28 protein-coding genes and 2 riboswitches are annotated in these 25927 nt (G+C 67.8%); of the genes, 11 read left to right on the top strand and 17 right to left on the bottom strand.

Going from position 1 to position 25927, the window contains the following annotated elements; translation table 11 throughout:
• Nucleotides 1-34 precede the first annotated feature (34 nt).
• A complete protein-coding gene (locus ACW174_RS10030; RefSeq protein ID WP_492014289.1) occupies nucleotides 35-1024 on the top strand; it encodes a DNA topoisomerase IB in 990 nt (329 codons plus the stop codon).
• Between the two features lie 4 nt (nucleotides 1025-1028).
• Here ACW174_RS10030 and ACW174_RS10025 read toward each other — a convergent pair whose 3' ends face one another.
• From ACW174_RS10025 to ispH, 6 genes are all read right to left on the bottom strand, one after another.
• Nucleotides 1029-1409, bottom strand: coding sequence for an opioid growth factor receptor-related protein (locus tag ACW174_RS10025; RefSeq protein ID WP_492014288.1), 381 nt, complete (start codon nucleotides 1407-1409; stop codon nucleotides 1029-1031).
• Between the two features lie 88 nt (nucleotides 1410-1497).
• Nucleotides 1498-2550, bottom strand: a complete 1053-nt coding sequence (gene tdh, locus ACW174_RS10020; protein WP_492014287.1) for an L-threonine 3-dehydrogenase — start codon at nucleotides 2548-2550, stop codon at nucleotides 1498-1500.
• Nucleotides 2547-2867: a barstar family protein gene (locus ACW174_RS10015; RefSeq protein WP_492014286.1), complete on the bottom strand. Its 321-nt coding sequence runs from the start codon at nucleotides 2865-2867 to the stop codon at nucleotides 2547-2549. Before ACW174_RS10015 ends, tdh begins: the two co-directional genes overlap by 4 nt.
• On the bottom strand, nucleotides 2868-4058 hold the full coding sequence (locus tag ACW174_RS10010) for a glycine C-acetyltransferase (protein WP_492014285.1): 1191 nt from the start codon (nucleotides 4056-4058) through the stop codon (nucleotides 2868-2870).
• A 40-nt stretch (nucleotides 4059-4098) separates the two neighbouring features.
• Nucleotides 4099-5016 (bottom strand): DUF4232 domain-containing protein, encoded by a 918-nt coding sequence (locus ACW174_RS10005; RefSeq protein ID WP_492014284.1) that lies wholly within the window; start codon nucleotides 5014-5016, stop codon nucleotides 4099-4101.
• A gap of 76 nt (nucleotides 5017-5092) precedes the next feature.
• Nucleotides 5093-6064: a 4-hydroxy-3-methylbut-2-enyl diphosphate reductase gene (ispH, locus tag ACW174_RS10000; RefSeq protein ID WP_492014283.1), complete on the bottom strand. Its 972-nt coding sequence runs from the start codon at nucleotides 6062-6064 to the stop codon at nucleotides 5093-5095.
• Between the two features lie 150 nt (nucleotides 6065-6214).
• On the opposite strand from ispH, the gene ACW174_RS09995 reads away from it, so the two are divergent.
• From ACW174_RS09995 to ACW174_RS09980, 4 genes are all read left to right on the top strand, one after another.
• Complete coding sequence (locus ACW174_RS09995) at nucleotides 6215-6913, top strand: Tat pathway signal sequence domain protein (protein ID WP_492014282.1); 699 nt, start codon at nucleotides 6215-6217, stop codon at nucleotides 6911-6913.
• Nucleotides 6913-8715 carry an arginine--tRNA ligase gene (gene argS / locus ACW174_RS09990; protein ID WP_492014281.1) on the top strand — a complete coding sequence of 601 codons (1803 nt, stop codon included), beginning with the start codon at nucleotides 6913-6915 and terminating at the stop codon, nucleotides 8713-8715. The genes ACW174_RS09995 and argS overlap by 1 nt, the downstream gene beginning before the upstream one ends.
• A gap of 29 nt (nucleotides 8716-8744) precedes the next feature.
• A complete protein-coding gene (locus ACW174_RS09985) occupies nucleotides 8745-9752 on the top strand; it encodes an adenosine deaminase (protein ID WP_492014280.1) in 1008 nt (335 codons plus the stop codon).
• Between the two features lie 107 nt (nucleotides 9753-9859).
• Nucleotides 9860-10321 (top strand): peptidase S1, encoded by a 462-nt coding sequence (locus ACW174_RS09980; protein WP_492014279.1) that lies wholly within the window; start codon nucleotides 9860-9862, stop codon nucleotides 10319-10321.
• A 75-nt stretch (nucleotides 10322-10396) separates the two neighbouring features.
• Here ACW174_RS09980 and ACW174_RS09975 read toward each other — a convergent pair whose 3' ends face one another.
• Nucleotides 10397-11431 (bottom strand): alpha/beta hydrolase, encoded by a 1035-nt coding sequence (locus tag ACW174_RS09975; RefSeq protein ID WP_492014278.1) that lies wholly within the window; start codon nucleotides 11429-11431, stop codon nucleotides 10397-10399.
• Between the two features lie 110 nt (nucleotides 11432-11541).
• A riboswitch (glycine riboswitch) is annotated at nucleotides 11542-11639 on the top strand.
• Between the two features lie 4 nt (nucleotides 11640-11643).
• Nucleotides 11644-11730: riboswitch (glycine riboswitch) on the top strand.
• Between the two features lie 56 nt (nucleotides 11731-11786).
• Between ACW174_RS09975 and gcvT the strand changes: the two genes are divergently transcribed.
• The 6 genes from gcvT (at nucleotide 11787) to ACW174_RS09945 (ending at nucleotide 17821) form a co-directional block, all read left to right on the top strand.
• Nucleotides 11787-12899: a glycine cleavage system aminomethyltransferase GcvT gene (gene gcvT, locus ACW174_RS09970; RefSeq protein ID WP_492014277.1), complete on the top strand. Its 1113-nt coding sequence runs from the start codon at nucleotides 11787-11789 to the stop codon at nucleotides 12897-12899.
• 11 nt (nucleotides 12900-12910) lie between these two features.
• Nucleotides 12911-13276: a glycine cleavage system protein GcvH gene (gene gcvH, locus ACW174_RS09965; RefSeq protein WP_492014276.1), complete on the top strand. Its 366-nt coding sequence runs from the start codon at nucleotides 12911-12913 to the stop codon at nucleotides 13274-13276.
• A 71-nt stretch (nucleotides 13277-13347) separates the two neighbouring features.
• Nucleotides 13348-14694 carry an aminomethyl-transferring glycine dehydrogenase subunit GcvPA gene (gene gcvPA / locus ACW174_RS09960; protein WP_492014275.1) on the top strand — a complete coding sequence of 449 codons (1347 nt, stop codon included), beginning with the start codon at nucleotides 13348-13350 and terminating at the stop codon, nucleotides 14692-14694.
• A 14-nt stretch (nucleotides 14695-14708) separates the two neighbouring features.
• Nucleotides 14709-16280 carry an aminomethyl-transferring glycine dehydrogenase subunit GcvPB gene (gene gcvPB, locus ACW174_RS09955; protein ID WP_492014274.1) on the top strand — a complete coding sequence of 524 codons (1572 nt, stop codon included), beginning with the start codon at nucleotides 14709-14711 and terminating at the stop codon, nucleotides 16278-16280.
• Between the two features lie 15 nt (nucleotides 16281-16295).
• Entirely contained in the window at nucleotides 16296-17249 is a 954-nt protein-coding gene (locus tag ACW174_RS09950) for an SDR family oxidoreductase (protein WP_492014273.1), read from the top strand.
• A 104-nt stretch (nucleotides 17250-17353) separates the two neighbouring features.
• Nucleotides 17354-17821, top strand: coding sequence for a DUF6789 family protein (locus tag ACW174_RS09945; RefSeq protein WP_492014272.1), 468 nt, complete (start codon nucleotides 17354-17356; stop codon nucleotides 17819-17821).
• A gap of 87 nt (nucleotides 17822-17908) precedes the next feature.
• Here ACW174_RS09945 and ACW174_RS09940 read toward each other — a convergent pair whose 3' ends face one another.
• The 10 genes from ACW174_RS09940 to ACW174_RS09895 form a co-directional block, all read right to left on the bottom strand.
• Nucleotides 17909-18424, bottom strand: a complete 516-nt coding sequence (locus tag ACW174_RS09940) for a F0F1 ATP synthase subunit B (RefSeq protein ID WP_492014271.1) — start codon at nucleotides 18422-18424, stop codon at nucleotides 17909-17911.
• Nucleotides 18424-18978 (bottom strand): F0F1 ATP synthase subunit B family protein, encoded by a 555-nt coding sequence (locus ACW174_RS09935; RefSeq protein WP_492014270.1) that lies wholly within the window; start codon nucleotides 18976-18978, stop codon nucleotides 18424-18426. Before ACW174_RS09935 ends, ACW174_RS09940 begins: the two co-directional genes overlap by 1 nt.
• Nucleotides 18979-19066: 88 nt before the next feature.
• Nucleotides 19067-19291: a F0F1 ATP synthase subunit C gene (locus tag ACW174_RS09930; protein WP_492014269.1), complete on the bottom strand. Its 225-nt coding sequence runs from the start codon at nucleotides 19289-19291 to the stop codon at nucleotides 19067-19069.
• A gap of 52 nt (nucleotides 19292-19343) precedes the next feature.
• Nucleotides 19344-20135, bottom strand: a complete 792-nt coding sequence (locus ACW174_RS09925; protein ID WP_492014268.1) for a F0F1 ATP synthase subunit A — start codon at nucleotides 20133-20135, stop codon at nucleotides 19344-19346.
• A 4-nt stretch (nucleotides 20136-20139) separates the two neighbouring features.
• Nucleotides 20140-20502 carry an AtpZ/AtpI family protein gene (locus ACW174_RS09920; protein WP_492014267.1) on the bottom strand — a complete coding sequence of 121 codons (363 nt, stop codon included), beginning with the start codon at nucleotides 20500-20502 and terminating at the stop codon, nucleotides 20140-20142.
• Nucleotides 20503-21908: 1406 nt separating this feature from the next.
• On the bottom strand, nucleotides 21909-22310 hold the full coding sequence (locus ACW174_RS09915) for a hypothetical protein (protein ID WP_492014266.1): 402 nt from the start codon (nucleotides 22308-22310) through the stop codon (nucleotides 21909-21911).
• Between the two features lie 70 nt (nucleotides 22311-22380).
• Nucleotides 22381-24291 carry a 1-deoxy-D-xylulose-5-phosphate synthase gene (dxs, locus tag ACW174_RS09910; RefSeq protein WP_492014265.1) on the bottom strand — a complete coding sequence of 637 codons (1911 nt, stop codon included), beginning with the start codon at nucleotides 24289-24291 and terminating at the stop codon, nucleotides 22381-22383.
• Nucleotides 24292-24409: 118 nt separating this feature from the next.
• On the bottom strand, nucleotides 24410-25321 hold the full coding sequence (locus ACW174_RS09905) for a polyprenyl synthetase family protein (RefSeq protein ID WP_492014264.1): 912 nt from the start codon (nucleotides 25319-25321) through the stop codon (nucleotides 24410-24412).
• Complete coding sequence (locus ACW174_RS09900) at nucleotides 25321-25671, bottom strand: tRNA-binding protein (RefSeq protein ID WP_492014263.1); 351 nt, start codon at nucleotides 25669-25671, stop codon at nucleotides 25321-25323. Before ACW174_RS09900 ends, ACW174_RS09905 begins: the two co-directional genes overlap by 1 nt.
• On the bottom strand, nucleotides 25671-25919 hold the full coding sequence (locus ACW174_RS09895; protein ID WP_492014262.1) for an exodeoxyribonuclease VII small subunit: 249 nt from the start codon (nucleotides 25917-25919) through the stop codon (nucleotides 25671-25673). The genes ACW174_RS09900 and ACW174_RS09895 overlap by 1 nt, the downstream gene beginning before the upstream one ends.
• Nucleotides 25920-25927 lie beyond the last annotated feature (8 nt).

The following is a 25927-nucleotide window of genomic DNA, read 5'->3' as shown; positions in this document are numbered from 1 at the left end:
GAACCGGTTGATCCGCGTCTCGTTGGTGATCGCCATGACCGACGTCGAAATCCCTGAAGGCCTGACCTGGTGCAGCGACGAGATGTCGGGGCTGTCACGCCGCAAGTCCGGAACCGGGTTCCGATACCTGGACAAGAGCGGCAAGAGGATCGCCGACACCAAGGTGCTGGACCGTATCCGCGGCCTGGCCATCCCTCCGGCCTGGACGGACGTGTGGATCTGTCCCCGCGCCACCGGCCATATCCAGGCGACCGGGCGGGATGTGAAGGGTCGCAAGCAGTATCGCTATCACGCCGACTGGAGCCGCCACGCCTCGGAAAGCAAGTTTGATCGCCTGCCCTCCTTCGCCCGCGCGCTGCCAAAGCTGCGAAGCAAGGTGGAGGCTGATCTGGCGACGCGCGGCGTGACGCGCGAAAAGGTCATAGCCACCGCCGTGCGGCTGCTGGAAATCACCCTGATCCGGGTCGGCAATGCCGAGTACGCGAAGCAGAACCGCTCCTATGGCCTGACGACCCTTCACAAGCGACATCTGGAGCTGGACGGCGCCGCCCTGACTTTCGCCTTCAAGGGCAAGAGCGGCGTGGAGCACGAGGTGAGGGTTCGGGATCGGCGGCTGGCGACCGTCGTGCGCTCTTTGCGCGACCTGCCGGGGCAGCAGTTGTTCAAGTACCGCAACGCCGAGGGCGAGCTTTGCCCGATCACTTCGGACGATGTGAACGCCTATATCCGTGACGCCATGGGCGAGGCCTTTTCCGCCAAGGATTTTCGGACCTGGGCCGGGACAGTTTCGGCGGCGCGCGCCCTGCGGGATGCGGAAACGCCGACCTCGCCCACCGACGCCAAACGCAAGATCACCGTCTGCGTAAAGGCCGTTTCCGGTCTGCTGGGAAACACGCCGACGGTCTGTCGATCGTCCTACGTCCATCCCAAGGTGTTCGAGATGTTCGAGGCCGGGGAGCTGCGCGCCCTGCCCGGGCCCGACGCCAAGGGGTTCGAACCCGCCCTGTTGCGCGCGCTGAAGTGAAGCCTCAGGCGGTCGCCCAATAGCCACGACTGCGGGCGCTGACCGGCGCCCCGCTCGCCTGGACCTTGGCCAGAATACCCGCGCGGAAGGTGTCGGCCTCTTCATCGCCGCGCAGCCGCCTCAGGGCGCGGATGATCCGCGTGATCCGAAGGTGGTTGTGGTCCGCCGACTTCAGCCAGTGATCATTGTTGCGATAGAACGTCGCCATCCGGTCAGTCGCCGCGGCCAGCGTGCACTGGGCCATGACGGAGTCGCAGACGGCGGTCGCCTGTTCGTCGGTCAGCACCGGCGCGTCCGGGACCGCAGACGACGGCTCGGTCAGCGGGAACAGCCACTGGATGAAGTCGTGGGTGTTCTCCAGCGCGGCGTCATCAAACGAGAGCACGTCGAAGACGGTGCGCCCGCGCGCATCGGTCCCTTCGCCCTCAAGAAAGGCGAGGACGGAGGGGGTCGATGCCGTCAGTGTCGCCTCCTCAGGCGGTCTTGTCCCAGTTCAGCACGACCTTGCCCGACTGGCCGGAGCGCATGGCCTCGAAGCCCCGCTCGAAGTCCTGATAGGGCATCTGGTGGGTGATCAGCGGCGACAGGTCCAGCCCCGCCTTCAGCAGGCCCAGCATCTTGCGCCAGGTGGTGAACATCTCGCGGCCATAGACGCCCTTGATCGTCAGGGCCTTGAGGATGATCTGGCCCCAGTCGGTCTCCATCGGCTTCGACGGAATGCCCAGCAGGGCCATGCCGCCACCCATGATCAGGGTGTCGACGCATTGTTTGAAGGCGATCGGCGAGCCCGACATCTCCAGCGCCACGTCGAAGCCGACCTTCAGGCCGAGTTCGTGCATGACATCCTTCAGGTCTTCCTTCGTTGTGTTGACCGTGCGAACGCCGGGCGCGACCTTCTGGGCCAGGTCCAGGCGGAAGTCGTTGATGTCGGTCAGGACCACGGTGCGCGCGCCCGCATGACGGGCGACGGCGGCGGCCATCATGCCGATCGGGCCGGCGCCGGTGACCAGCACATCCTCGCCCAGCAGGTCGAACTGCTGCGCCGTGTGCACGGCGTTGCCGAACGGGTCGAGGATCGAACCGATCTCATAGGGGACATCGTCCGGCAGTTCGATCACGTTAAAGGCGGGCGCCACCACGAACTCGGCGAAGGCGCCCTGTCGGTTCACGCCGATGCCGCGGGTGTCGGGGTCGAGGTGGAAGTGACCGGCGCGGGCGGCTTCGGAATTCAGGTCGATGACATGGCCCTCGGCCGATACACGCTGGCCGATCTTCAGGCGGCGATCCACGTCCTTGCCGATGGCGACGATCTCGCCCGAGAACTCGTGGCCGGTGATCATCGGGACCGGGACGTTCTTCTGCGACCACTCATCCCAGTTCCAGATGTGGATGTCGGTGCCGCAGACGGCGGTGCGCTTGACCTTGATCAGCACATCCTCGTCGCCCGGCGTCGGGATCGGGGCGTCGATCAGCTCCAGGCCGACTTCGGGACGGGTCTTGGCGAGGGCCTTCATGGTGTCGGTCATGCATTACTTCCTGTCGTTTCGGCTTCGGCCGCGCCCTGCGTGAGGTTCAGCCTGAAGCGTGATCGCGGTTCCGTCTCCGCGTCCCTGAGAACGCCGACGACGGTGTCGAAGTCTGTGCCCATGCTCTTGGCCGAGACTTCGGCATGGGTCCAGTGGATGGTCAGCGGCGCCTGGATGGCCGCCAGCACCAGATCGAAGAGGGCGTCGAGATTACGCCCGAACCAGTCAGGGGTTTCGGGGATCCCCTCGATGGCCGCATAGAAGTCCGCCTTCGAAAGGATCGTCCGCCCGTCGAACCGCGCTTCAATCGGCTGCATTCAGATGACGCCGAGTTCGCGCCCGGCCGTCTTGAACGCCTCCACAACCTGATCAATCTGATCGAAGGTATGCGCCGCCGACATCTGGGTTCGGATGCGGGCCTGACCGCGCGGCACCACCGGGAAGCTGAAGCCGATGACGTAGACGCCCAGCTCCAGCAGGCGGGCGGCCATGTCCTGCGCCAGCTTGGCGTCGCCCAGCATCACCGGGATGATCGGGTGCTCGCCCGGTTGCAGGGTGAAGCCGGCTTCGGTCATGGCGGCGCGGTAACGAGCGGCGTTGGCGAAGAGTTGTTCGCGCAGCTTGTCACCTTCCTCGCCGGCAGCGATGCGGATGGCTTCCAGCGACGACCCGCAGACGGCGGGGCTGAGGGCGTTGGAGAAGAGGTAGGGCCGGGCGCGCTGCTTCAGCAGGGCGACGACGTTCGACCTGGCGCAGATGAAGCCGCCCATGGCCCCGCCCAGCGCCTTGCCGAAGGTGCCGGTGACGAAGTCGACCTCGACGCCGTTCCAGGCGTAGGAGCCGCGCCCCTGCGGGCCGAGGAAGCCCGTGGCGTGGCAGTCGTCGACCATGATCAGGGCGCCGTACTGGTCCGCGAGCGCCCGGATGTCCTTCAGGCGGGCGATATAGCCGTCCATCGAGAAGGCGCCGTCGGTGGCGATGATGATTTCTTTCGCGCCGTCGGCCCGGGCCTGCTTCAACTGGGCCTCGAGGTCGGCCATGTCCGAGGTGGCGAAGCGATAGCGTTTGGCCTTGCACAGGCGAACGCCGTCGATGATCGAGGCGTGGTTCAGGCTGTCGGAGACGATGGCGTCGTCGGCGCCGACCAGCGGCTCAAAGATGCCGCCGTTGGCGTCGAAGGCGGCGGCGAACAGGATCGTGTCCTCGAAGCCGAGATAGTCGGCGATCGCCCGCTCCAGCTCCTTGTGGATTTCCAGCGTGCCGCAGATGAAGCGAACCGAGGCCGTGCCGGCGCCCCACTTCTCCTGCGCCCGGATTCCCGCCTGCGTCACCCGCTCGTCGCCGGCGAGGCCGAGGTAGTTGTTGGCGCAGAAGTTCAGGACATCGCGCCCGCCCACCTTGATGACCGGTCCCTGACGGGAGGCGATCACGCGTTCAGGCTTGGTCAGCCCCTGGGCGTCGATGTCGGCGAGTTCCGCGGAGACGCGGTCATAGAAGGTCGCTGTCATGCGCGCTCCGCTACGCCGTTTTCGCGATGGTTTGAACCCCTTAAACCGTCGGTTCAGGCGCGGTCGCGCCGGCCGGGGGCAGCAGACGGATCGGACTGACCCTGACCCGGCTGCTGCAAGGGCTGAAGGCCATGTCCAGCGAGACGGCCGAGGTGTCGCCCGGGGCGGTCACGCGGATGCGCGATACATTCGGGCAGGTCGTCTGGCCCTCGGCCTCATTGGGTACGACGTTCCAGGCGATCTCGAACGCGGCCTTGGCCTGCGGAGCCAGCAGGACAGGGGTCGGCGGCTGGCTCTGGGTGAAGTAGCTGCCCAGGCTTTGTTCGCTGCGGATGGCGGTCAGGTTGCGACCCTGGCGGTCCTGCAGCACCACGCCCGGATAACCGGTCAGGCTGCAGGCCGTCGCGCTGATGTTCTGAAGGCCGATGTTGGTGACGCGATTGCCGGCGCCCGCGTCCCCGCCTTCGGTGGACAGCTTGAGCTGGGGACCGCGGCAGGGCGCGGCGGCGGGCAGGACCCCGCCCGGCGCAGGCTGGGGCGTCGGCACGGGGCCCGGCGCGACCGGGCCCGAGGATGGTCGGCTGCAGCGCTCCAGCACCACCGACCCGACCTCTTCGTTCGGGCCGAGACGGCTCAGGGTCGCACTTTCGGTCCCGTCACGATTGGCGGTCCACCATTCGATGTCTGACCCGACGTAACGGGCTCCGGACGCCGCCTGGGCGGTGCGCAGGGCGTAGGTACGGCCCTGATAGGTCAGTTGCGCGCTCGAGGTATCGGGATAGGCGACGGTGATCGACTGGCCGCTTTCGCAGGCATAGCTGACCGGCGGCGCGGCGGGGGCGGTCGGGGCGGGGGATGGCGGCACGGGCGCGGGCGGCTGTTCGGCTTCCGGAGAACAGGCCGCCACGGCCAGGGCCAGAACGGAAACAGCGGTGGTGCAGGCGGCAGTCAGGCGCATGGAGAAGTCCCTTTCCCGGTCGCAGCGTTAACGCCACCGAACGGCAAAGGCTCCGCTTGTGCAAGCGGCGCGAAGGTCAGGCGGTCAGAAGACGCGGCAGCTTGAAGGTCACCGTCTCGCGTTCGCCGTCGTCCTCGACCACATCGGCGTCGAAGCGGTCGCGCACCGCCTGCACCAGCTCCTCGATCAACCGCTCGGGCGCGGACGCGCCGGCAGTGATGCCCAGTGTCGACACGCCGTCCAGCCACCGCCAGTCGACCTGGCTGGCGTCATCGACCAGTCGGGCGTCACGGGCCCCAGCCTTCATGGCCACCTCGACCAGCCGCACGGAGTTGGAGGAGTTCTTGGACCCGATTACCAGCACAAGATCGCAACCCTCGCCCAGCCGCTTCACGGCCTCCTGACGATTGGTCGTCGCGTAGCAGATGTCTTCCTTGTGCGGGTCGGGCAGTTCCGGGAAGCGCCGCTTGAGCGCGCCCAGGATTTCCGCCGTGTCGTCAACCGACAGGGTGGTCTGGGTGGCGTAGGCCAGCGGGGCGTCGCCCGGACGCTGGAAGGTCTCGGCGTCTTCCACCGTCTCGACCAGACTGATGGCCCCGGCCGGAAGCTGGCCCATGGTGCCTACCACCTCCGGGTGACCGGCGTGACCGATCAGAATGATGTGGCGACCGGCGGCGTGGTGGCGTTCGGCCTCGACGTGGACCTTGGAGACCAAGGGGCAGGTGGCGTCGAGATAGAGCATGTCCCGGAAGCGCGCCGTCTCGGGCACGGACTTGGGCACGCCGTGCGCGGAGAAGACCACCGGCCGGTCGTCGGGGCATTCGTCCAATTCCCTGACGAACACCGCGCCCATCGACCGTAGCCGTTCGACCACGTGGCGATTGTGCACGATCTCATGGCGCACATAGACCGGCGCGCCGTATTTCTCGATCGCCCGTTCGACGATCTGGATCGCCCGGTCCACGCCCGCGCAGAAGCCGCGTGGGGTCGCGAGACGCACGGTCAGGGCGCGCTTGTCGGCCGGTCGGATCGGCTGGTGAACGGTCATGCGGGGGAACCTAGTCGTTCAGGCCGTCCGCCGCCACCGTCGTTTCCGTGCGCGGCGGGTTTGCCGCGCCTCCGTTTAGCCGCTATCAGCGGCAAGCGTGCGAACGGCGTCGGGCTGTCGCCGCCTCCTCGTGATCTGGAAGAGCATTTGATGCGTCGCGTCCTGAAGATTTCCCTCGCTTCGGCTCTGGTCGCCGCCACCCTGTCCACCGCCATGCCGCCCGAAGCCGTCGCGCAATCGCGCCCGGGCAGCCCGCGACAGCAGGGCGGCGCGCAGGATCGTCCCGAAGCCGGTGACCAGCAAAGCGGCGCGCGCCCGGTGCGCATCGCCCCGCTGCGCCGCCGCACCGCCGCCGGGCCCTGCCCCTATGTGAAGGTGCTCTACGACGCCGCGCGTTATGTCGAGATTCCCGCGGGCCAGGTCGCGGCCGCCAACGTCGGCTACACCGGTGAGATCGAGGGTCTTGTCTCTGACTGCGCCTATCAGAGCGACGAACCGATCCAGGTCGAGACCCGCGTGCTGTTCAACCTGGGCCGCGGGCCACAGGCGCAGGGCGAAGGCCGTACCTACCGCTACTGGATCGCCGTCACCGAGCGGAACAGCGCCGTGCTGGAGAAGGTTTATTTCGACCTGCCGGTGAGCTTCCAGAACGGAGCGACCACGACGACGGTGACTCAGGACAACACCATCAGCATCCCGCGCGCCTCCGCCACGACCAGCGGTGACCATTTCGAGATTCTGGTCGGCTTCGACGTCACGCCCGAGATGGCCGAGTTCAATCGCTCGGGCAGCCGCTTCCGCGTCAACGCCGGCCGCGTCCCCCCCGCCGCCCCCGCTCCGGCCCAGTAATGACCGACCTCAGAACGGAACTGGGCGAAGCGGTCGCAGCCGCCTTCGCCGCCGAAGGCGTGGACCCGGCGCTGGCGCGGGTCACGGCTTCTGACCGCCCTGATCTGGCGGACTTTCAGTCCAACGGCGCCCTGGCCGCCGCCAAGGCGTTGAAGGCCAACCCGCGCGAGCTGGCGGGCAAGGTCGCGGCGCGGCTTGAAGGCGACCCGCGATTCGCCTCGGTCGAGATCGCCGGACCGGGCTTCATCAATCTGAAGATCGCGGACGCCACCCTGGCGAAGCGCGCGGCCGAAGCCGCCGCCGATACCGACCACGCGGGCGCCGCCGTGGTCGGGGACCCGCGCAAGGTCATCATCGACTTCGCCGGTCCGAACGTGGCCAAGCCGATGCACGTCGGCCACCTGCGCTCGTCCATCATCGGCGAAAGCCTGAAGCGCCTGTTTCGCTTCCGCGGTGATCAGGTCTGGGGCGACGCCCACTTCGGTGACTGGGGCTTCCAGATGGGCCTGCTGATCGTCGCCGCCGGCGACGAGGGCAAGGCGGACGCCTTCCTGGCCGAGGGCGACGGCCCCTTCCCGGCCGAAAGCCCGGTCACGCTGGAAGACCTGGAGCGCCTGTATCCGCAAGCCGCCGCCAGGGCCAAGGAAGACCCGGCCTTCCGCGACCGCGCCCGCAAGGCGACGGCGGAGCTGCAAGGCGGTCGCCCCGGCTATCGCGCGCTGTGGTCCCATTTCGTCGCCGTCAGCCGGACCGCGCTGGAACGCGAGTTCGGCGCCTTGGGCGTCACCTTCGACCTTTGGAACGGCGAGAGCGACGCTGATCCGGTGATGGCCGAGATGATCGCGCATCTGGAAAGCACCGGCCTGCTGGTCGAGGATGACGGCGCCCGCGTGGTCCACGTCGCGCGCCCCGGCGAGACCCGCAAGAAGAAGCTGGCCGACGGCTCGGTGATCGAGGCCCCTTCGCCCCCGCCCCTGCTGGTGATCAGCTCGGAAGGCTCGGCCATGTACGGCACGACCGACCTGGCCACGATCCTGGACCGCCGCAAGGCGATCGACCCGGACCTGATCCTTTACGTCGTCGACGAGCGCCAGGCCGAGCATTTCGAGCAGGTGTTTCGGGCGGCCTACCTGGCCGGCTATGCCGCCGAGGGCTCGTTGGACCACCTCGGTTTCGGCACGATGAACGGGCCGGACGGCAAGCCTTTCAAGACCCGCGCGGGCGGCGTCCTGAAGCTGCACGACCTGATCACCATGGCCACCGACAAGGCGCGCGAGCGTCTGACCGAAGCCAGGCTGGGCGATAACCTGCCCGCCGACGAGTTCGAGGACATCGCGCACAAGGTGGCCATCGCCGCCCTGAAATTCGCCGACCTGTCGAACGCCCGCACCACCAGCTACGTCTTCGACCTCGACCGCTTCATGAGCTTCGAAGGCAAGACCGGTCCCTATCTGCTGTATCAAGCCGTTCGCATCCGGTCCCTGCTGCGCAAGGCCGCCGATCAGGGCCTCGCGCCCGGCGCCATTGTCATCGGCGAACCGGCGGAGCGCGACCTGGCCCTGACGCTGGACGCCTTCTCGCAAGCCGTGGCGGACGCCTACGACAAGCGCATGCCGCACGTGATCGCCGAACACGCCTACCGGCTGGCGCAGTCGTTCTCGAAATTCTACGCCGCCTGCCCGGTGCTAATCGCGCCGGATGCGGAGACCAAGGCCTCGCGTCTGGCCCTGTCCAAGGCGGCGCTCGACCAACTGGTGATCGCCCTGTCGCTGCTGGGGATCGACACGCCGGAGCGGATGTAGGTTAAGCTCCCGCCCTGAGGAGAAGCTTCATGTCGCTCGACGCCTATATCGCCGGCCTGCCCAAGGCCGAACTGCACCTGCACATTGAGGGCAGTCTTGAGCCTGAGCTGATGTTCGAGCTGGCGCAGCGCAACGGCGTGGCCATTCCGTTCGACAGCGTCGAGGCGGTGCGGGCGGCCTATGACTTTTCGAACCTGCAGGACTTTCTCGACATCTATTACGCCGGGGCCAATGTCCTGCTGACGCGCAAGGATTTCGAGGATCTGGCCTTCGCCTATTTCCAGCGCGCCGCCGCCGACACTGTCCGGTACGCCGAAATCTTCTTCGATCCGCAGACCCACACCGACCGGGGCGTTCCGTTCGGGGTGGTGGTTGAGGGGCTGATCGCCGGGATGGACCGGGCGAAGGCGGAACTGGGCGTCACCTCCGGCCTGATCCTCAGCTTCCTGCGCCATCTGTCGGAGGAGGAAGCTTTCGCCATCCTGGATATGGCCAAGCCCTATCTCCACCACTTCGTCGGGGTCGGGCTGGACTCGTCTGAGGTGGGCCATCCGCCGTCAAAGTTCGTGCGCGTCTTCGCCGCCGCCCGTGAGCTGGGCCTGAAGCTGTGCGCCCACGCCGGCGAGGAAGGCCCGCCCGCCTATGTGCATGAGGCGCTGGACCTGCTGCACATCGACCGGATGGACCATGGCAACCGGTCGATGGAGGACGAGAGTCTGATCCGGAGACTGGCGGCCGAGCAGATGACGCTGACGGTCTGTCCGCTGTCGAACCTGAAGCTCTGCGTCGTCGACGACCTGAAGGACCACCCCGTGCCCGAGATGCTGCGCCGGGGCCTGCACGTGACGCTGAACTCGGACGACCCGGCCTATTTCGGCGGCTATGTGAACGCCAACTACGCCCGACTGGCCGAGGCGGTGAACCTGACCCGCGAGCAGGTGACGCAGATGGCGATCAACAGCTTCGAGGGCAGCTTCCTGAACGACGCCGACAAGGCGGCACGGGTCGCTGAAGTCCGCGCCTACGCCGCGGCCTGACGCGCCAAGCGTCACCATTCTTCTGGAGTTCAGGCGCTGGCAGGTTAGTGTACGCTATCGAACACTTTGACAGCTGCGGCACACGCGCCGCTTGAGAGGGGAACTTCATGATCAAACGCCTTTCTGCGCTGGCGCTCGCCTGCGCCCTGACCGCCGCCGCCATGCCTGCCAATGCGCAGGACGCCAGCCTGACCGCCAATTTCGGCGAGCATCGCCTGACGGCGGGCTTCCGGCCTGACCCGTATTCGGTGGACGTCGTTGCCGGCGGCAGCATCGACGCCGCGCGCCTGGGCGGCAGCTGTGTCGGAAAGATCAGCACGGCACCGGACTTCCAGCTGACCTATACCGGCGGCGGCCTGCCGCTGGCCTTCCGTACCCGTTCGGGAGAGGACACCACCCTGGTGATCAACGGTCCCGACGGCGCCTGGCACTGTGATGACGACAGCTGGGGCGACGGCGACGCCCAGGTCATCTTCCGCGACGCGCAAAGCGGCGTCTACGATGTCTGGATCGGCACCTATGGCGACAATCCGGCGTCGGGCGCCCTGATCATCACCGAAGAGCCGTAAGCCTCTCATTGGTCCAAACGAGAAAGCCCCCGGTGTCGCACCGGGGGCTTTTGCGTTCTGGCCCAGAGGGCGGGTTCAGATCGGCAGGATCGCGGTGCCGAAGGCTTTCTTCAGATCGTGAGCGGCGAGATTCTGGGCCAGGGCGGCGTCGGGGACGACCAGTCCCATGCCGAAGAACTCATGCGTCGAACCGTTGAAGGTCTTGTGGCGCACATCATTGCCGGCCGCCTCCAGCTTCTCGGCCAGTTGCTGGCCCTCGGTGCGCAACGGGTCGATCTCGGCGGTGATGACCGTTGACGACGGCAAGCGCGACAGATCGGCGGCGCCCACCACATTGACGCGTGGATCGGCGGTTTCAGCTTCGCTGGCGAAGGTGTGCTTCACGAACCATTCGATCATCGGCTTGTTCAGCGGCTTGGCCGTGGCGTTCTCGACATAGCTTTCGTTGTTCAGGTCATTGCCGACCAAGGGATAGACCAGAACCTGGTGCATCGGGGCCTGCAGACCCTGATCGCGCGCCGCGATGGAGACGTTGATCGCCAGATTGCCGCCGGCGCTCTCGCCCATGACCGCCACCTTGCGGGGATCGCCGCCGATCGACTGGGCGTTGGCCAGCGCCCATTTGTACGCCGCGACCGCGTCGTCATGGGCGGCGGGGAATTTGTTCTCGGGCGCCTGACGATAATGGACGGACAGCACCACGACGTCGGCGAAGCGAGACACGCCGCGCGGGCCGCCGTCATACACGTCCAGGTCAGCGATCACGAAGCCGCCGCCATGGAAATAGACGACCAGCGGCTTCAGATCGTCGCCGTCGCGCTCGGGGCTGTAGACGCGGGCCTGGAGCGGACCGGCGGCGCCGTCGATCATGATGTCGCGGGTCTGGATGCCCAGCGTCGGGTCCTCGTCCTTGATCGTTTCGCGCAGGATTTTCTTCACGGCGTCGGTCGGCGTCGGCTGGCGACGGGCCTCTTCCGGGCTCAGCGTCTCGATCGGCTTGCCGCCGAGGTCTGCGAGGGTGTCGAGCACCTTCTGCATCATCATGTCCGGCTTGGCCGGGGTCGTGCGAGGCTGGTCGTCGTTACCGAAAATCTTGTCGAGGATCGACATGGGGAGGCTGTCCTTGGTCTGTTTGTACGTCAGGGCAGGCCAACCGTGGGCAAGCGGACCGGTTCCGTTCGGTCCAGCTTGACTTCAAGGCTGAGTCGGGGTCTTGGAACGGGGCTCTCGCGGGAGAGATCGGGACCGTCCAGGCGGGCCCGGAGCCGAAGGCGCAACCGCCCCGGAAACGCTCAGGCAAACGGACCGCGAAAGCACACGGACGCTGGAAAGTCGCTCTAACGGGCGCGCCGACGGAGCAAGGGCGGCCTCACCGAGGGCGCCGGAATCTCTCAGGCTTCAGGACAGCGGGGGCGCGAGGACGGCGGAGCTACCGCCAAAACACGCGACCGCGAAAGTCTGATCCATGACCGACCAAGCCCTGAAGACCACGCCCCTGAACGCCGCGCACCGCGCGCTGGGCGCCCGCATGGTGGGCTTCGGCGGCTACGACATGCCGGTCCAGTACGAAGGCGTGCTGGCCGAGCACCGCTGGACCCGCGAACACGCCGGCCTGTTCGATGTCTCGCACATGGGCCAGTGCAAGATCACCGGCGAGGACGCCATCGCCCAGTTCGAGCGCTTCGTGCCCGGGGACTATGCGATCCTGAAGGCCGGCAAGCAGAAATACTCCCTGCTGCTCAACGAGCAGGGCGGCATCATCGACGACCTGATGGCCGGCAAGCCCGACCACGACGGCCTGTTCGTGGTCGTCAACGCCGGCAACAAGGACGAGGACTTCGCCTTCTGGTCCGCCCACCTTGAGGGCGATGCGGAACTGACGGTTCTTGACCGCGCCCTGATCGCCATCCAGGGCCCGGAGGCGGCCGAAGTCATGGCCGCCCACGATCCGGTGTTCGGCGATTTCGGCTTCATGGATTGCGCCCGCCTGATGCTGTTCGGCGTGGACTGCTACGTCTCGCGCTCGGGTTACACGGGCGAGGACGGCTACGAAATCTCGGTCCCGGCCGCCGACGCCGAGCGCATCTGGACCGAAATCCTGAAGGACGCCCGCGTGAAACCGATCGGTCTGGGCGCACGCGACAGCCTGCGTCTGGAAGCCGGCCTGCCGCTGCACGGGCACGACATTGATCCGACCACCAGCCCGGTGGAAGGCGCCCTGACCTTCGCCCTGTCGAAGTCCCGCAAGGAGCGGGCCGACTTCAACGGCGCCGAACGCATCCTGAAGGAACTGGCCGACGGCCCGGCACGCGTCCGCGTCGGCCTGAGCGTCAAGGAAGGCGCCCCGGCCCGTGAAGGCGCCGAGATCGCCGATCCGGACGGCAACATCATCGGCAAGGTCACCTCGGGCGGCCCCTCGCCGACCCTGGGCCGCAACATCGCCATGGGCTACGTGCCGCCGGCTCTCGCCGAACTGGGCACGGACCTGAAGGTCGTGGTGCGCGGCAAGTCCGCCGCCGCCGAAGTCATCGCCATGCCGTTCGTGGCGCAGCGCTACTACCGCAAACCCAAAGCCTGAGAGATCAGACCATGAAGTTCACCAAGGATCACGAGTGGGTCAGCCTCGACGGCGACATCGCCACCGTCGGAATTTCCAAGCACGCTGCTGACGCCCTGGGCGACGTGGTGTTCGTCGAGACTCCGGAAGCCGGCAAGACCGTCAGCCAAGGCGATAGCTTCGCCGTGGTCGAGAGCGTCAAGGCGGCCTCGGACGTCTACGCCCCGGTGTCGGGTGACGTGGTCGAAGGCAACGCCGCCCTTGCCTCGGCCCCGGAAACCGTCAACGCCGACCCTGAAGGCGAAGGCTGGTTCGCGAAGATCCGCATCGCGGACGCCGCGCAACTGGACGCCCTGATGGACCGCGCCGCCTACGACGCCTTCCTCGCCACCCTCTGAAATGACGTTGCGACCCGCTGATTCAAAGTCAGCGGGTCAGCGCGGCCGCTCTCCCCGGCCTGGAGTTCCCCATGCGCTACCTGCCCCTGACCCCCGACGACCGTACGGCGATGCTTGCCGCCATCGGCGCGAAATCCATCGACGACCTGTTCGTGGACGTGCCCCAGGCGGCGCGCCGTGAGGGCTTCGTCGACCTGCCGCGCGTGGCGGGTGAACTCGAGGTCGAGCGCGCACTCGGCGCCATGGCGGCGAAGAACGCCTCGGCGGGTACGGTGCCCTTCTTCTGCGGCGCGGGGGCTTACAAGCACCACGTCCCGGCGACCGTGGACCACATCATCCAGCGGTCGGAATTCCTGACCAGCTACACGCCCTATCAGCCGGAAATCGCGCAGGGCACGCTGCAGTACCTGTACGAGTTCCAGACCCAGGTCGCGAACCTGACCGGCATGCCGGTGGCCAACGCCAGCCTCTATGACGGCTCGACCGCCATGGCCGAGGGCGTGCTGATGGCCACCCGGGTGACCCGCCGCAACAAGGCGGTGATCTCGGGCGGCGTCCACCCGCACTACGTCCGCGCCACCGAGACCGTGGTTCACGCCGTGGGCGTCGAGACCGAGGCCCTTCCGGCGGCGGTCGACGCCGAAGCGGACGTCATCGCCCGCATCGGCCCGGACACCGCCTGCGTGGTGGTCCAGACACCCAACATCTTCGGCACCGCCACCGATGTGACGAAGATCGCGGAAGCCGCCCACGCCGCCGGCGCCCTGCTGATCGTGGTGGTCACCGAGGCCGTGTCGATGGGCCTGCTCAAGTCGCCGGGCGAAATGGGCGCCGACATCGTCGCGGCCGAAGGCCAGTCGATCGGCAACGCCCTGAACTTCGGCGGTCCCTATGTCGGCCTGTTCGCCACGCGCGAAAAGCTGATCCGCCAGATGCCCGGTCGCCTGACCGGCGAGACGGTGGACGCCGACGGCGAGCGCGGCTTCGTCCTGACCCTGTCGACCCGCGAACAGCACATCCGCCGCGACAAGGCGACCTCGAACATCTGCACCAACTCGGGTCTCTGCACCTTGGCCTTCACCATTCACATGAGCCTGCTGGGCGAGACGGGGCTTCGCAAGCTGGCCCTGCTGAACCACGAGAAGGCCGTCGCCACCCGCGATGCGCTGGCGGCGATCCCCGGCGTCGAAATCCTGACCCCGCGCTTCTTCAACGAGTTCGCGGTGCGTCTGCCGAAGAACGCCGCCGAGGTTGTCGACACCCTGGCGAGCCATCACATTCTGGCCGGCGTGCCCTACAGCCGCCTGGCGCCCGACGCCGGCCTGGACGACGTCCTGCTGGTCGCCGCGACCGAAACCACCCTGGACACTGACATCACCCTGCTGGCGAAAGCGCTCGGCAAGGTGCTGGCGGCCTGAGCGGAGACAGAACGATGAGCACCATGAACACTGTCGGCCGCCCGACCACCCCGAACGCCGTGGCCGAAAAGCCGGCGACCCTGACCGGCGCCCGCGGTCTTCTCCAGAACGAGCACCTGATCTTTGAGGGCGAAGGCTGGGGCAAGACCGGCGTCGACCTCCCGGAGCCCAAGGGTTCTGCCTCGGATCTGGGCGATCTGGTCCGCAAGGATCCGATCGGCCTGCCCGGCCTGTCGGAACCCGAAGCGATGCGCCACTACGTGCGCCTGTCGCAGAAGAACCACGCCATCGACCTGGCCATCTATCCGCTGGGCTCGTGCACGATGAAGCACAACCCGCGCCTGAACGAGAAGATGGCCCGTCTGCCCGGCTTCTCGGACATCCACCCGCTGCAGCCGATATCGACGGTGCAGGGCGCGCTGGAGCTGATGGACACCCTCGCCCACTGGCTGAAGACCCTGACCGGCATGCCCGCCGTCGCCCTCTCGCCCAAGGCCGGCGCGCACGGCGAGCTGTGCGGCCTGATGGCCATTCGGGCGGCCCATGAAGCCAGCGGCCAGCATGAGCAGCGCCGCAAGGTGCTGGTGCCCACCTCGGCCCACGGCACCAACCCGGCCACGGCCGCCTTCGTCGGCTACACTGTGGTCGAGGTCGCCCAGACCGAAGACGGCCGTGTCGATGTGGCCGATCTGGCCGCCAAGCTGGGCGACGACGTGGCCGCCATCATGGTGACCAACCCCAACACCTGCGGCCTGTTCGAGCGCGACATCATCGAGATCGCCCGACTGACCCATGAGGCGGGCGCCTATTTCTACTGCGACGGCGCCAACTTCAACGCCATCGTCGGCCGGGTCCGTCCCGGCGACCTCGGCGTCGACGCCATGCACATCAACCTGCACAAGACCTTCTCGACGCCGCACGGCGGCGGCGGTCCGGGCGCGGGTCCGGTCGTGCTGTCGGAAGCTCTCGCCCCCTTCGCCCCGGCCCCGTGGGTCGTGCATGACGACAACGGCTATCGCCTGGTCGAGCGCGAGGAGGACGAGGCCGTTCAGGCTTTCGGCCGGCTGTGCGCCTTCCAGGGCCAGATGGGCATGTACACCCGGGCCCTCAGCTACATGATGAGCCACGGCTCGGACGGCCTGCGCCAGGTCGCCGAGGATGCGGTGCTGAACGCCAACTACATCAAGGCCCGCCTGTCGGACCTGATGTCAGCGGCCTTCCCCGACGGCCCCTGCATGCACGAGGCCCTGTTTGACGACGAGTGGCTGAAGGGCACGGACGTCACCACCCTCGACTTCGCCAAGGCGATGATCGACGAGGGCTTCCACCCGATGACCATGTATTTCCCGCTGGTCGTCCACGGCGCCATGCTGATCGAGCCGACGGAAACGGAGTCCAAGGCCGAACTGGATCGCTTCATCCACGCCATGCGCCTGCTGGCCGAAGCGGCGAAGGCCGGAGATGTCGACCGCTTCAAGGGGGCTCCGTTCCACGCCCCCCTGCGTCGTCTGGACGAGACCCGCGCCGCCCGCTCGCCGGTGCTGCGCTGGACCGCGCCGGAAGGCTCCAACATCGCGGCGGAATAGCCTACCCGACTTGCGGTGAAGCCCGTCGTCGCCGACATGTCCGGCATGACGCGCTTCACCCTCGACGACATTCCCGACCTGACCGGCAAGCTGGCGGTCGTTACCGGCGCCACCGGCGGCCTCGGGCTGGAGACGGCCCAGGCCCTCGCCGGCGCAAACGCCGAGGTCGTGCTTGCCGGGCGCAATGCGGCCAAGGGCGCCGTCGCCATGGACCGAATCCGCAGCCGCCACCCGACCGCGGCCATCCGGTTCGAACCGGTCGACCTGTCCCGACTGGCCGACGTGCACGCCTTCGCCGACCGCATGCTGGCGGCGGGGCGGCCCATCGACATCCTGATCAACAACGCCGGCGTCATGGCCCTGCCGACCCGCCAGACGACGGCGGACGGCCACGAGATGCAGTTCGGGACCAACTATCTGTCCCACTTCGTCCTGACGGCCCGTCTGCTGCCCCTGTTGACGGCGGGCCGGGCGCGGGTGGTCCAGTTGGCCAGTATCGCGCACAAGGGTGGGCGGATCCGGCTGGACGATCTCAACTACACCCGGGGCTACAAGGCCTGGCCGGTCTATCAGCAGTCCAAGCTGGCGATGCTGATGTTCGCCATCGAGCTGCAGCGCCGCAGCGACGCCAACGGCTGGGGCCTGACGAGTGTCGCGGCCCATCCGGGCTTCGCCCGCACCGACCTGATCGCCAACGGCCCGGCGCAGGGCGGCGGAAGCCTGTTTGGTGGCGTCACCCGCCTGCTGGAACGCCTCGTCAGTCACTCGGCGGCCGATGGCGCCCTGCCCACCCTGATGGCCGCCACAGCGCCCGACGTGACCCCCGGCGGCTATTATGGGCCGCAGGGCTGGCAGGACCTGAAGGGGCCGCCGGGACCGGCCGACATCCGCCCCCAGGCGCTGGACACCGCCGTCGCCGCCGGATTGTGGGCCGCGTCTGAGCAGCTGACCGGCGTCCACTTCTCCTGAGCCCCGCTCCGTGCACGGCAATGTGAACGCGGTTCGGCAGGACAGGCGTATGCTCAGCCTCGCGTTATCAAGAACCGAAACAAGCGTTGGGAGGCGCTCTGGTCATGATGTCACGCGTAAAAAAGGGTCTGGTCGCGGGTTTTGCGGCCACTGTGACGGTCTCGATTCTTGAGGCCGTGAATGCGACGGTCGGCCATTGGGCGGTCAGTTTCCCCCAGCTTCTGGCCTATGCTCTCAAAATGCCGGAGACACCGGCGGTGGGATGGATCGCCCACATCGTCGTCGGCACCCTGGTGCTGGGGCCGCTGTTCGCCATCCTGTGTCCCAGACTGCCGACGGATACGCCTGAGTCGAAGGGCATCCTGTTCGCGGTGGGCGCCTTCATCCTGATGGGCCTGTTCCTGGCGCCGCTGATGGGCGTCGGCATGTTCTTCATGCGGGCGGGCTTCGGCACCCTGGCCTGGATGATCGCCAGCCACGCCGTCTTCGGCATCGTGCTGGGCAATGTCTACGGGCGGCTGGTGAGGCGAGAAAAGCTTCACCCGGTCGTCAACGCCGCCCCGGCGCACTGAACGAGAAAGGCCCCGCCGAACCGGCGGGGCCTTTTTTGTTGGGCCGCGGTCAAAAGGCTTCGCCTTTTCGACCCGACGCGGCCTGATCTAGTTCAGCCGGCCGCCCAGTTGGCCGATGGCGGCGTCGAGCAGGGGATCGGTCGTCTGGCCGGCCACGCGGGCGGTCAGGATCTGCTCGGCGGCCCTGGCGGCCAGATCGGTGGCGGCGGCCTTCACGTCGGCCATGGCCTGGGCCTCGGCCTGCTCGATGCGGCGTTCGGCCAGGGCCTGACGGCGCGTCATGGCTTCTTCCAGCTTGACCTTGGCTTCGGCTTCCAGACGACGGGCGTCGTCCTCGGCGGCCTTCAGCATGGCGGCGGCCTGGGCCTCGGCCTCGGCCTTTTCAGCGCGGATCTGGGCCAGCAGGGCCTCGGCTTCGGCGCGCAGACGGGCGGCTTCGTCGAGCTCGGCCTGGATGGTGTTGGCCTTCAGGTCCAGCTGGCCGGCGACCAGTTTGGGCACGCCGGCGAGGATCAGGATGCCGACGAAGATCAGCAGGCCGATCGCAACCCAGAGCTCCGGGTTGTCGAGGCTGTACATATGCGGATCGAGGAAGTGAGGCATCAGGCGGCTCCCTTGACGGCGGCCAGCTCGGCGGCCGTGGGGGCCTTGCCGGTCAGGCGTTCGACGATGGCCGAAGCCGTGTCATTGGCGATCGCGCCGACGTTGGTCATGGCGGCGTCGCGGGTCTTGGCGATCGCGGCCTCGGCCTCGGCGATGCGGGCCGAAACGGCGGCCTCTTCGGCGGCCTTGCGAGCGCCGGCTTCTTCGGCGATGCGCGTCGCGGCGGCGACAGCCGTGGCGCGGCTTTCGGTGCGGGCGCGGGCGACGTCGGCCTTGGCGGCGGCGGCCTGCTCGGCGGCCTCAGCCTGAACCTGACGCGCGGTGGCGACGGCGCTGGAAATGGTGTCGGCGCGTTCGTCCATCACGCGGCGGAAGCGCGGCGCGAAGACCTTGCTGATCAGCAGGTACAGGACGAGGAACAGAACCAGCAGGTAGGCGATCTGCCCGAACCAGTGCTGGGTTTCGAACTGCGGCAGGCCGCCTCCGCCGCCGTGGCCTTCGGCCTCGGTCGTCGCGTGAGCGTCGGCGTGCGGGTCAATCGGAGTGGTGGCCATCAGGAGTCCGTTGGGTCTGGAAAAGGCGACGACGGCGGAACAGGCTTTCCAGCCCGCTCACGCCGCCGTTTTCAGCGTGATCGCTGGATCAGCCCAGCCAGGCCAAGATGCCCAGAACGAAGGCCAGGATGCCCAGGGCTTCAACCAGGGCGGCGCCGACGAACAGGTTGCCGACTTGCGAAGCGGCGGCCGACGGGTTGCGCAGGGCGCCGGCCAGGAACTGGCCGAAGATGTTGCCCACGCCGATGCCGGCGCCGAGCATGCCCAGGGTGGCCAGGCCGATGCCGAAATATTTGAAGGAAGTCGGTTCCATGATGAGTGTCCTTATTCAGTCAGGATGGTTTGGAGGAAAGCTGGGCGGGCTTTTAGTGGCCGTGGCCCAGGTTGACCACATCGTTGAGATAGATGCTGGCCAGAACGGCGAAGACGAAGGCCTGCAGGAAGGCCACGAGGAACTCGAGGGCGGTCAGGCCGACCACCATGCCCATCGACAGGGCGGCGACCGGCAGGCCCAGCAGGCCCAGACCGCCTGCGGCGGCCAGCGCGCCCATCGAGACGACGAAGCCGGCGAAGATCTTCAGGGCGATGTGGCCGCCCAGCATGTTGCCGAACAGACGAAGCGCCAGGGTGATCGGACGCAGCAGGAACGACAGGAACTCGATCAGGCCCACGACCGGGCGAATCAGCAGGGGCGCGCTGGTCGGCCAGAACAGCGCGAAGAAGCCCAGGCCGTGCTTGGCGAAGCCGATGCCGATGACCAGCAGGATGGTCAGGAGGGCGAAGGTGCCCGTGACGGCCAGCTGCGAGGTCGCGGTGAAGGTCAGGAACATCCCCAGCAGGTTCATCCCGAGGACCAGGGTGAACAGGGTGAAGACGAACGGGAAATATTTGCGGCCCTCGTGGCCGATGATCGAACCGGTGACGCCGTCGACCAGACCGAAGAGCTGTTCGCCCGCCGCCTGCCAGCGGCCCGGAACGATCTTGGCGTTCGAGGTGACGAGGGTCAGGAAGCCGACGACCAACAGGAAGGCCAGCGTCATGGCGACGTGCGAATTGGTGACGGCAAGGTGCACCGTGCCGACGACCGGCAGGGTCACTTCACCGAAGTCCAGACCCGGAAGGGCGTGAATCTCGAACTGTTCGATCGGATCGGCCACGCGCCTATCGCTCCTCGTCTTCGTCATCGAACGGGATGGATTTGGGCTCCACCCCGGCTGCTTTTGCCTGCGCCATCAGCCGGTGGGCTGTGCGACGCGCCATGTAAATCGACAGGGCGAAGCCCAGAAGGACCCCGCCGATAATCCCCCAGGGCCTGGTTCCGAAGAGCCAGTCCGCCCCGAACCCCGCCGCCAGTCCGATGAAGACCCCGCCGAACAGGTCGGCGACGATCTTCCAGGCCTGACTGGTCACCGCCATGCCCGCAGCCTCCGCCGACGTCGGCGGCGCGTTGCGCGCCTCCATGTCGGATGCGCTCTTGTTGAGACGAGCGATCGCCTCTTCGCGCGATTCCGGGGGCAGGGACATATGGGCCTCAGCGCTCCGACGGTGAGGCCGGAGGGGGTCTGAATTCGGCGCGGAACCTATAGGCGAGACCCGCGCAGGTCAAGGCGGCTGAACCATGCCTCAGTCTATTGAAATTTCGCATATTTATTTCTCCACAGGCCAGGCGTGGCGAACGGTCGCTGGGCGGGGGTCGGGATTCGCGGTTTCGACTGCCTTTCGAAGGGGGTTTCGGGGTTTCGGGGCCGGGCGGGTTCCTGGCGACGACGGCGCGTCTGGGGCGGTGGATTGAGGAGCGCGGGCCGTCTGGAGACGTGCGATCCGGCGGGGGCCGATGACATCGGGGTTCGGGACCACTCCGGCCGACACCGCGCCGCCCTCTCCTGATCGACGCTGGCGCGCCGATCTGTCCTCTCCATCGCCTTGAAGGGGCGATGGAGAGGTGAGGACCGGGCACGACTTTTGGCCGCTTCGGCCTGAAGCGGGGATGGGAAGGGCGCGGGACGCCGGGCCTCGCCCGGTGTGGTTATTGGTTTACCGTTTCGACGAGAGCGACGTCCCGCGTGGTCGTTGTACGCGCGCCCTCCGGCTGGCGGCCCTCCTGTTGGAGCCTTGCCGGATCATCCGCCGACGCCGTTGCCGACGACCGACGCGGGGCGGACATAACGATCAATCGCCATCGGCCCGCTCCACAGGCAGCGCGGCGAGCAAGCGGGCAGGATCCCTCCCTGCCCGACGAGGCCCCCTGCACTCTCCATCGCGCAGGCTTCATCGCTCAACCACAGCCCGCCGTCGTCGAGAAGCGTGGATCCGACGCCCTCCCCATCGACGGGATGGGTTGAGTGTGCGGCGGGGGCTTCCTCAGGCGGGAAGATGACGCTGGGGGATTATTTTCGAGCGCGGGATCAGGGGGTTAGGCGGTGGAGATGTGCGGGTTCAGGGGGAATGACTGCGTATTTTTGGAGGACGGACACCGCTTGGGCTATGGAGAAAGGCCCGCTTGTCATCCCGGCCGGAGCGAAGCGGAGAGCCGGGACGCGATGGTGGTCAAGATGATCCACGCCCGGACAGCCCGTCAGGGCTGAGCCGGGCGACAGCCGGAGGTGAACTCAACCCTGCTCCCGGACAAGCGCTGCGCGCTTTCCGGGAGTGCGTTGAAGAGTGCGCCGCGCGTCCCGGCTCTCCGCTTCGCTCCGGCCGGGATGACAAGGGCTGCGGCTTACGCCGAATGCCGACGATCGACCCTCACCCTTTCGCCTTGCCGATCGCTTCGCTTCCGGAGGCTCAAGCCCTCTCCCATCGGGAGCGGGAGCGGCTTTTCCGGCCCTGACGGAGCCGCCCTCTCCTGATCGACGCTGACGCGCCGATCTGTCCTCTCCATCGCCTTGAAGGGGCGATGGAGAGGTGAAGGGTTCAGCCGAAGCGGCGGATCAGTTCGCGGGCGGTTCGGCGGTGGGCTCGCCGCAGCGCAGGCCGGTGTAGAGGCCGTTGAGATAGTACCAGCGCTGTTCCACGGCGGCCTCGCGCGCCTCGCGGCGCTCCCGGCCGGGCCGGTTCAGGGCGTCGACGCCCGCGATGGCCAAACCCGCGCCCGGGATCAGCATCGCCGCGCCCGCGCGTCCCACACCCACCACGCTGCTGAAGACGCCCCCGCCGTGCGCGCCGCCCATCCCGGCGCTGAGCTCGGCGGCCTCATCGGAAATCTGACGGCAGGTCATGGCGGCGTCCCCCTCGCGGAAGATGGGCTGGGCCTCGGGCGGAGCGGCCACCTCCTGCGCGAGAACGGGCCCCGCGGCGAGCGCGAGGGCGAGGGCGGGAATAATGCGTTGCATGACCGTGAAACTCCGAACCGCCCACCGTGCCCAGCGGAACGGCGGACGCGGTCCGAAGTTGCCTGCGACGTCAGGCGCGGACGGCGCGGGTCGCCTCGACGCCGAGGGCCTGCAGGGCGGTGGCGGCGATCTGGTCGGCGTTGAGGCCGGCCTGGGCGTACTGGGCGACCGGGCTGTCCTGATCCTGGAAGACGTCGGGCAGGTGCAGGGTGCGGATCTTCAGCCCGGCGTCGAGCGCGCCCCTTGCCGCCAGCATCTGCAGCACGAAGCCGCCGAAGCCGCCCATGGCGCCCTCCTCCACCGTGATCAGGCATTCGTGCTCGCGGGCCAGACGCAGGATCAGGTCCTCGTCCAGCGGCTTGGCGAAGCGAGCGTCGGCGACGGTGACCGAGACGCCGCGCGCGGCCAGAACGTCGGCGGCCTTGAGCGATTCCTGCAGCCGGGTGCCCAGCGACAGGATGGCGACGGTCGTGCCCTCGCGGATGATGCGGCCCTTGCCGATCTGCAGCGGGGCGGCCAGTTCCGGGATCTCGACCCCGACGCCGTCGCCGCGCGGATAGCGGAAGGCCGAGGGCCGGTCGTCGATCTCCAGGCTGGTGGCGATCATGGCGGCCAGATCGGCCTCGTCGGCGGCGGCCATCAGCACCATGCCCGGCAGGGCGCCCATGAAGCCGATGTCGAACGAACCCGCGTGGGTCGAGCCGTCGGCGCCGACCAGGCCGGCGCGGTCCATGGCGAACCGGACCGGCAGGGACTGGATGGCCACGTCGTGGACGACCTGGTCGTAGCCGCGCTGAAGGAAGGTGGAATAGATGGCGCAGACCGGCTTCATCCCGTCGGCGGCGAGGCCGGCGGCGAAGGTGACGGCATGCTGTTCGGCGATGCCGACGTCATAGGTGCGGGTCGGGAAGGCCGCGCCGAACAGGTCCAGCCCCGTGCCCGACGGCATGGCGGCGGTGATGGCGACCACCGACGGGTCGATCCGCGCGCGCTTGATCAGCTCGGTCCCGAAGACCTTGGTGTAGCTGGGGGTGTTGGAGACGGGCTTGGTCTGCTTGCCCGAGACCACGTCGAACTTGACCACCGCGTGCAGCTTGTCGGCGCTGCTTTCGGCCGGGGCGTAGCCCTTGCCCTTCTGCGTCACGACATGGACCAGCACCGGGCGGTCGGTGATGGCGGCGGCGTTCTTCAGGATGGGGACGAGGTTGTCCATGTCATGCCCGTCGATCGGACCGACATAGTAGAAGCCCAGCTCCTCGAAGAAGGTGCCGCCGACGACCATGCCGCGGGCGTATTCCTCGGCCTTGCGGGCGGCTTCCTTGAACGGCCGCGGCAGGTGTTCGACGAATTTCTTGCCGATGTTGCGGACCTGGCGATAGGCGCCGCCCGAGACCTGACGCGCCAGATAGGCGCTCATCCCGCCCACCGGCGGGGCGATGGACATGTCGTTGTCGTTGAGGACCACCATCAGCTGGCCGCTGGTGGCCTCGATGGCGTTGTTCATGGCCTCATAGGCCATGCCGGCGGACATGGAGCCGTCGCCGATGACGGCCACGACGCGGTTGCTCTCGCCCTTCTGGTCGCGGGCGGCGGCGAAGCCGAGCGCGGCGCTGATCGAGGTCGAGGCGTGGGCCGCGCCGAAGGGGTCGTATTCGCTCTCGCTGCGCTTGGTGAAGCCCGACAGGCCGCCGCCCATGCGCAGGGTGCGGATGCGGTCGCGACGCCCGGTCAGGATCTTGTGCGGATAGCACTGGTGACCGACGTCCCAGATCAGGATGTCCCTGGGCGTCTCGAACACATGGTGAAGCGCGACCGACAGCTCGACCACGCCCAGACCCGCGCCCAGGTGGCCGCCGGTGACGGAGACGGCGTCGATGGTCTCCGCCCGCACTTCGTCGGCCAGCTGTTTGAGCTGGGGAATATCGAAGCTCCGCATATCGGCGGGGAACTTGACTTGGTCGAGAAGGGGCGTGTCGGGCATGCGGGGTGTTTGTACCTAAGCCTTTGGTCTTCCAACACGCAGTAGAGCATTTCGCTGCGGTCGAGGTCGATCCGGTCAGGAAAATCCGTGCAGGAACGGTGCAGGGGAAGCCCCCCTATCAGGACCTGCGCTGAAGCACAAAGTCCACGCTGGCCTTGAGGATATCGGCGTCGGGGCCGAACAGGTCCAGATGGGCGCGGGCCTGATCGGCGAGGTGCGCGACCCTGTGCCGCGCCTGATCGACGCCCAGAAGGGTGACGAAATTGGTCTTGCCCTGGGCCGCGTCCTTGCCCGCCGCCTTGCCGAGAATGTCCTCGTCGCCTTCCACGTCCAGCAGATCATCGACGATCTGGTAGGCCAGGCCGATGTCGTGGGCGAAGCTGGTCAGGGCCTGACGGTGGCTCTCGCGGGCCCCGGCGATGATCAGCGGAATCTCGAAGGCGAAGGTGAACAGGGCCCCGGTCTTGAGCCGCTGCATGCGGGCGACGCCGCCCAGGTCGTCGCGCACGCCCAGCAGGTCGATCATCTGGCCGCCGGCCATGCCGCGGGCGCCGGACGCCAGCGACAACCGCGCCGCCAGCTCGCAGCGGATGGCCGGATCCTCGTGGGTGTCCTCATGCAGGATGATGTCGAAGGCGGCGGTCTGGAGGGCGTCGCCGGCGAGCACGGCGGTGGCCTCGTCATAGGCGCGGTGCACGGTCGGGCGGCCCCGGCGCATGTCGTCGTCGTCCATGCAGGGCAGGTCGTCGTGGACCAGGCTGTAGGCGTGGACGCACTCCAGCGCGCAGGCGGCGCGCAGGACGGGGCGTTCCTCGATATCGAACAGCTGGGCCGCCTCCAGCGCGAAGAAGGGGCGCAGGCGCTTGCCGGGCCCGAGGGCGGCGTAACGCATGGCCTCGGTCAGGCGGGACTCGGGGCCTTCGGCGCGGGGCAGCAGTTCGTCCAGCGCCACGGTGACCAGGTCGGCGACCTCGGCCACCCGGTCGATGACGCCCTGTTCGGGAGAGTTGGCGGCGTGAGGCTTTTGCATCAGAACAGTCTCCCGCCCAGGGGGGTGTCGCGGTCGACGCCGACCAGCACGACATTGCCCTCCGCATCCGGGAAGCCCAGCGTCAGGACCTCGGACATCACGGGCCCGATCTGGCGCGGCGGGAAGTTGACGACGGCGGCGACCTTGCGGCCCTGCAGCTCGTCCAGCGTGTAGTGGACGGTGATCTGGGCCGACGACTTCTTCACGCCGATGTCGGGGCCGAAGTCGATGGTCAGCCTGTAGGCGGGCTTGCGCGCCTCGGGGAAGGGCTCGGCCTTCACGACCTGCCCGACCCGGATATCGACCTTCATGAAGTCGTCGAAGCCGATGGTTTCGGCGATGGCCGACATCAGTCGAACGCGGCCGGTTCGGCGCCGCGCGGCTGGCCGTCGGGGCCCACGACGATCTTCTCGACGCGCAGCTGGGCCGCCTTGAGCCGGGCCTCGCAGTGGGCCTTGAGGCGCGCGCCCTCTTCGTACAGGGCGATGGATTCCTCCAGCGGAGCCTGTCCGGATTCCAGCTTCTGAACGATCTGCTCCAGCCGCTGCAGGGCGTCTTCGAAGCTGAGGTCGGCGGGGATGGGGGCGGCGTCGGTCATGTCCGGCG

It is taken from the genome of Brevundimonas sp. AVps31 (assembly GCF_058681355.1).
This window is presented reverse-complemented; position numbering and strand designations above follow the sequence as displayed.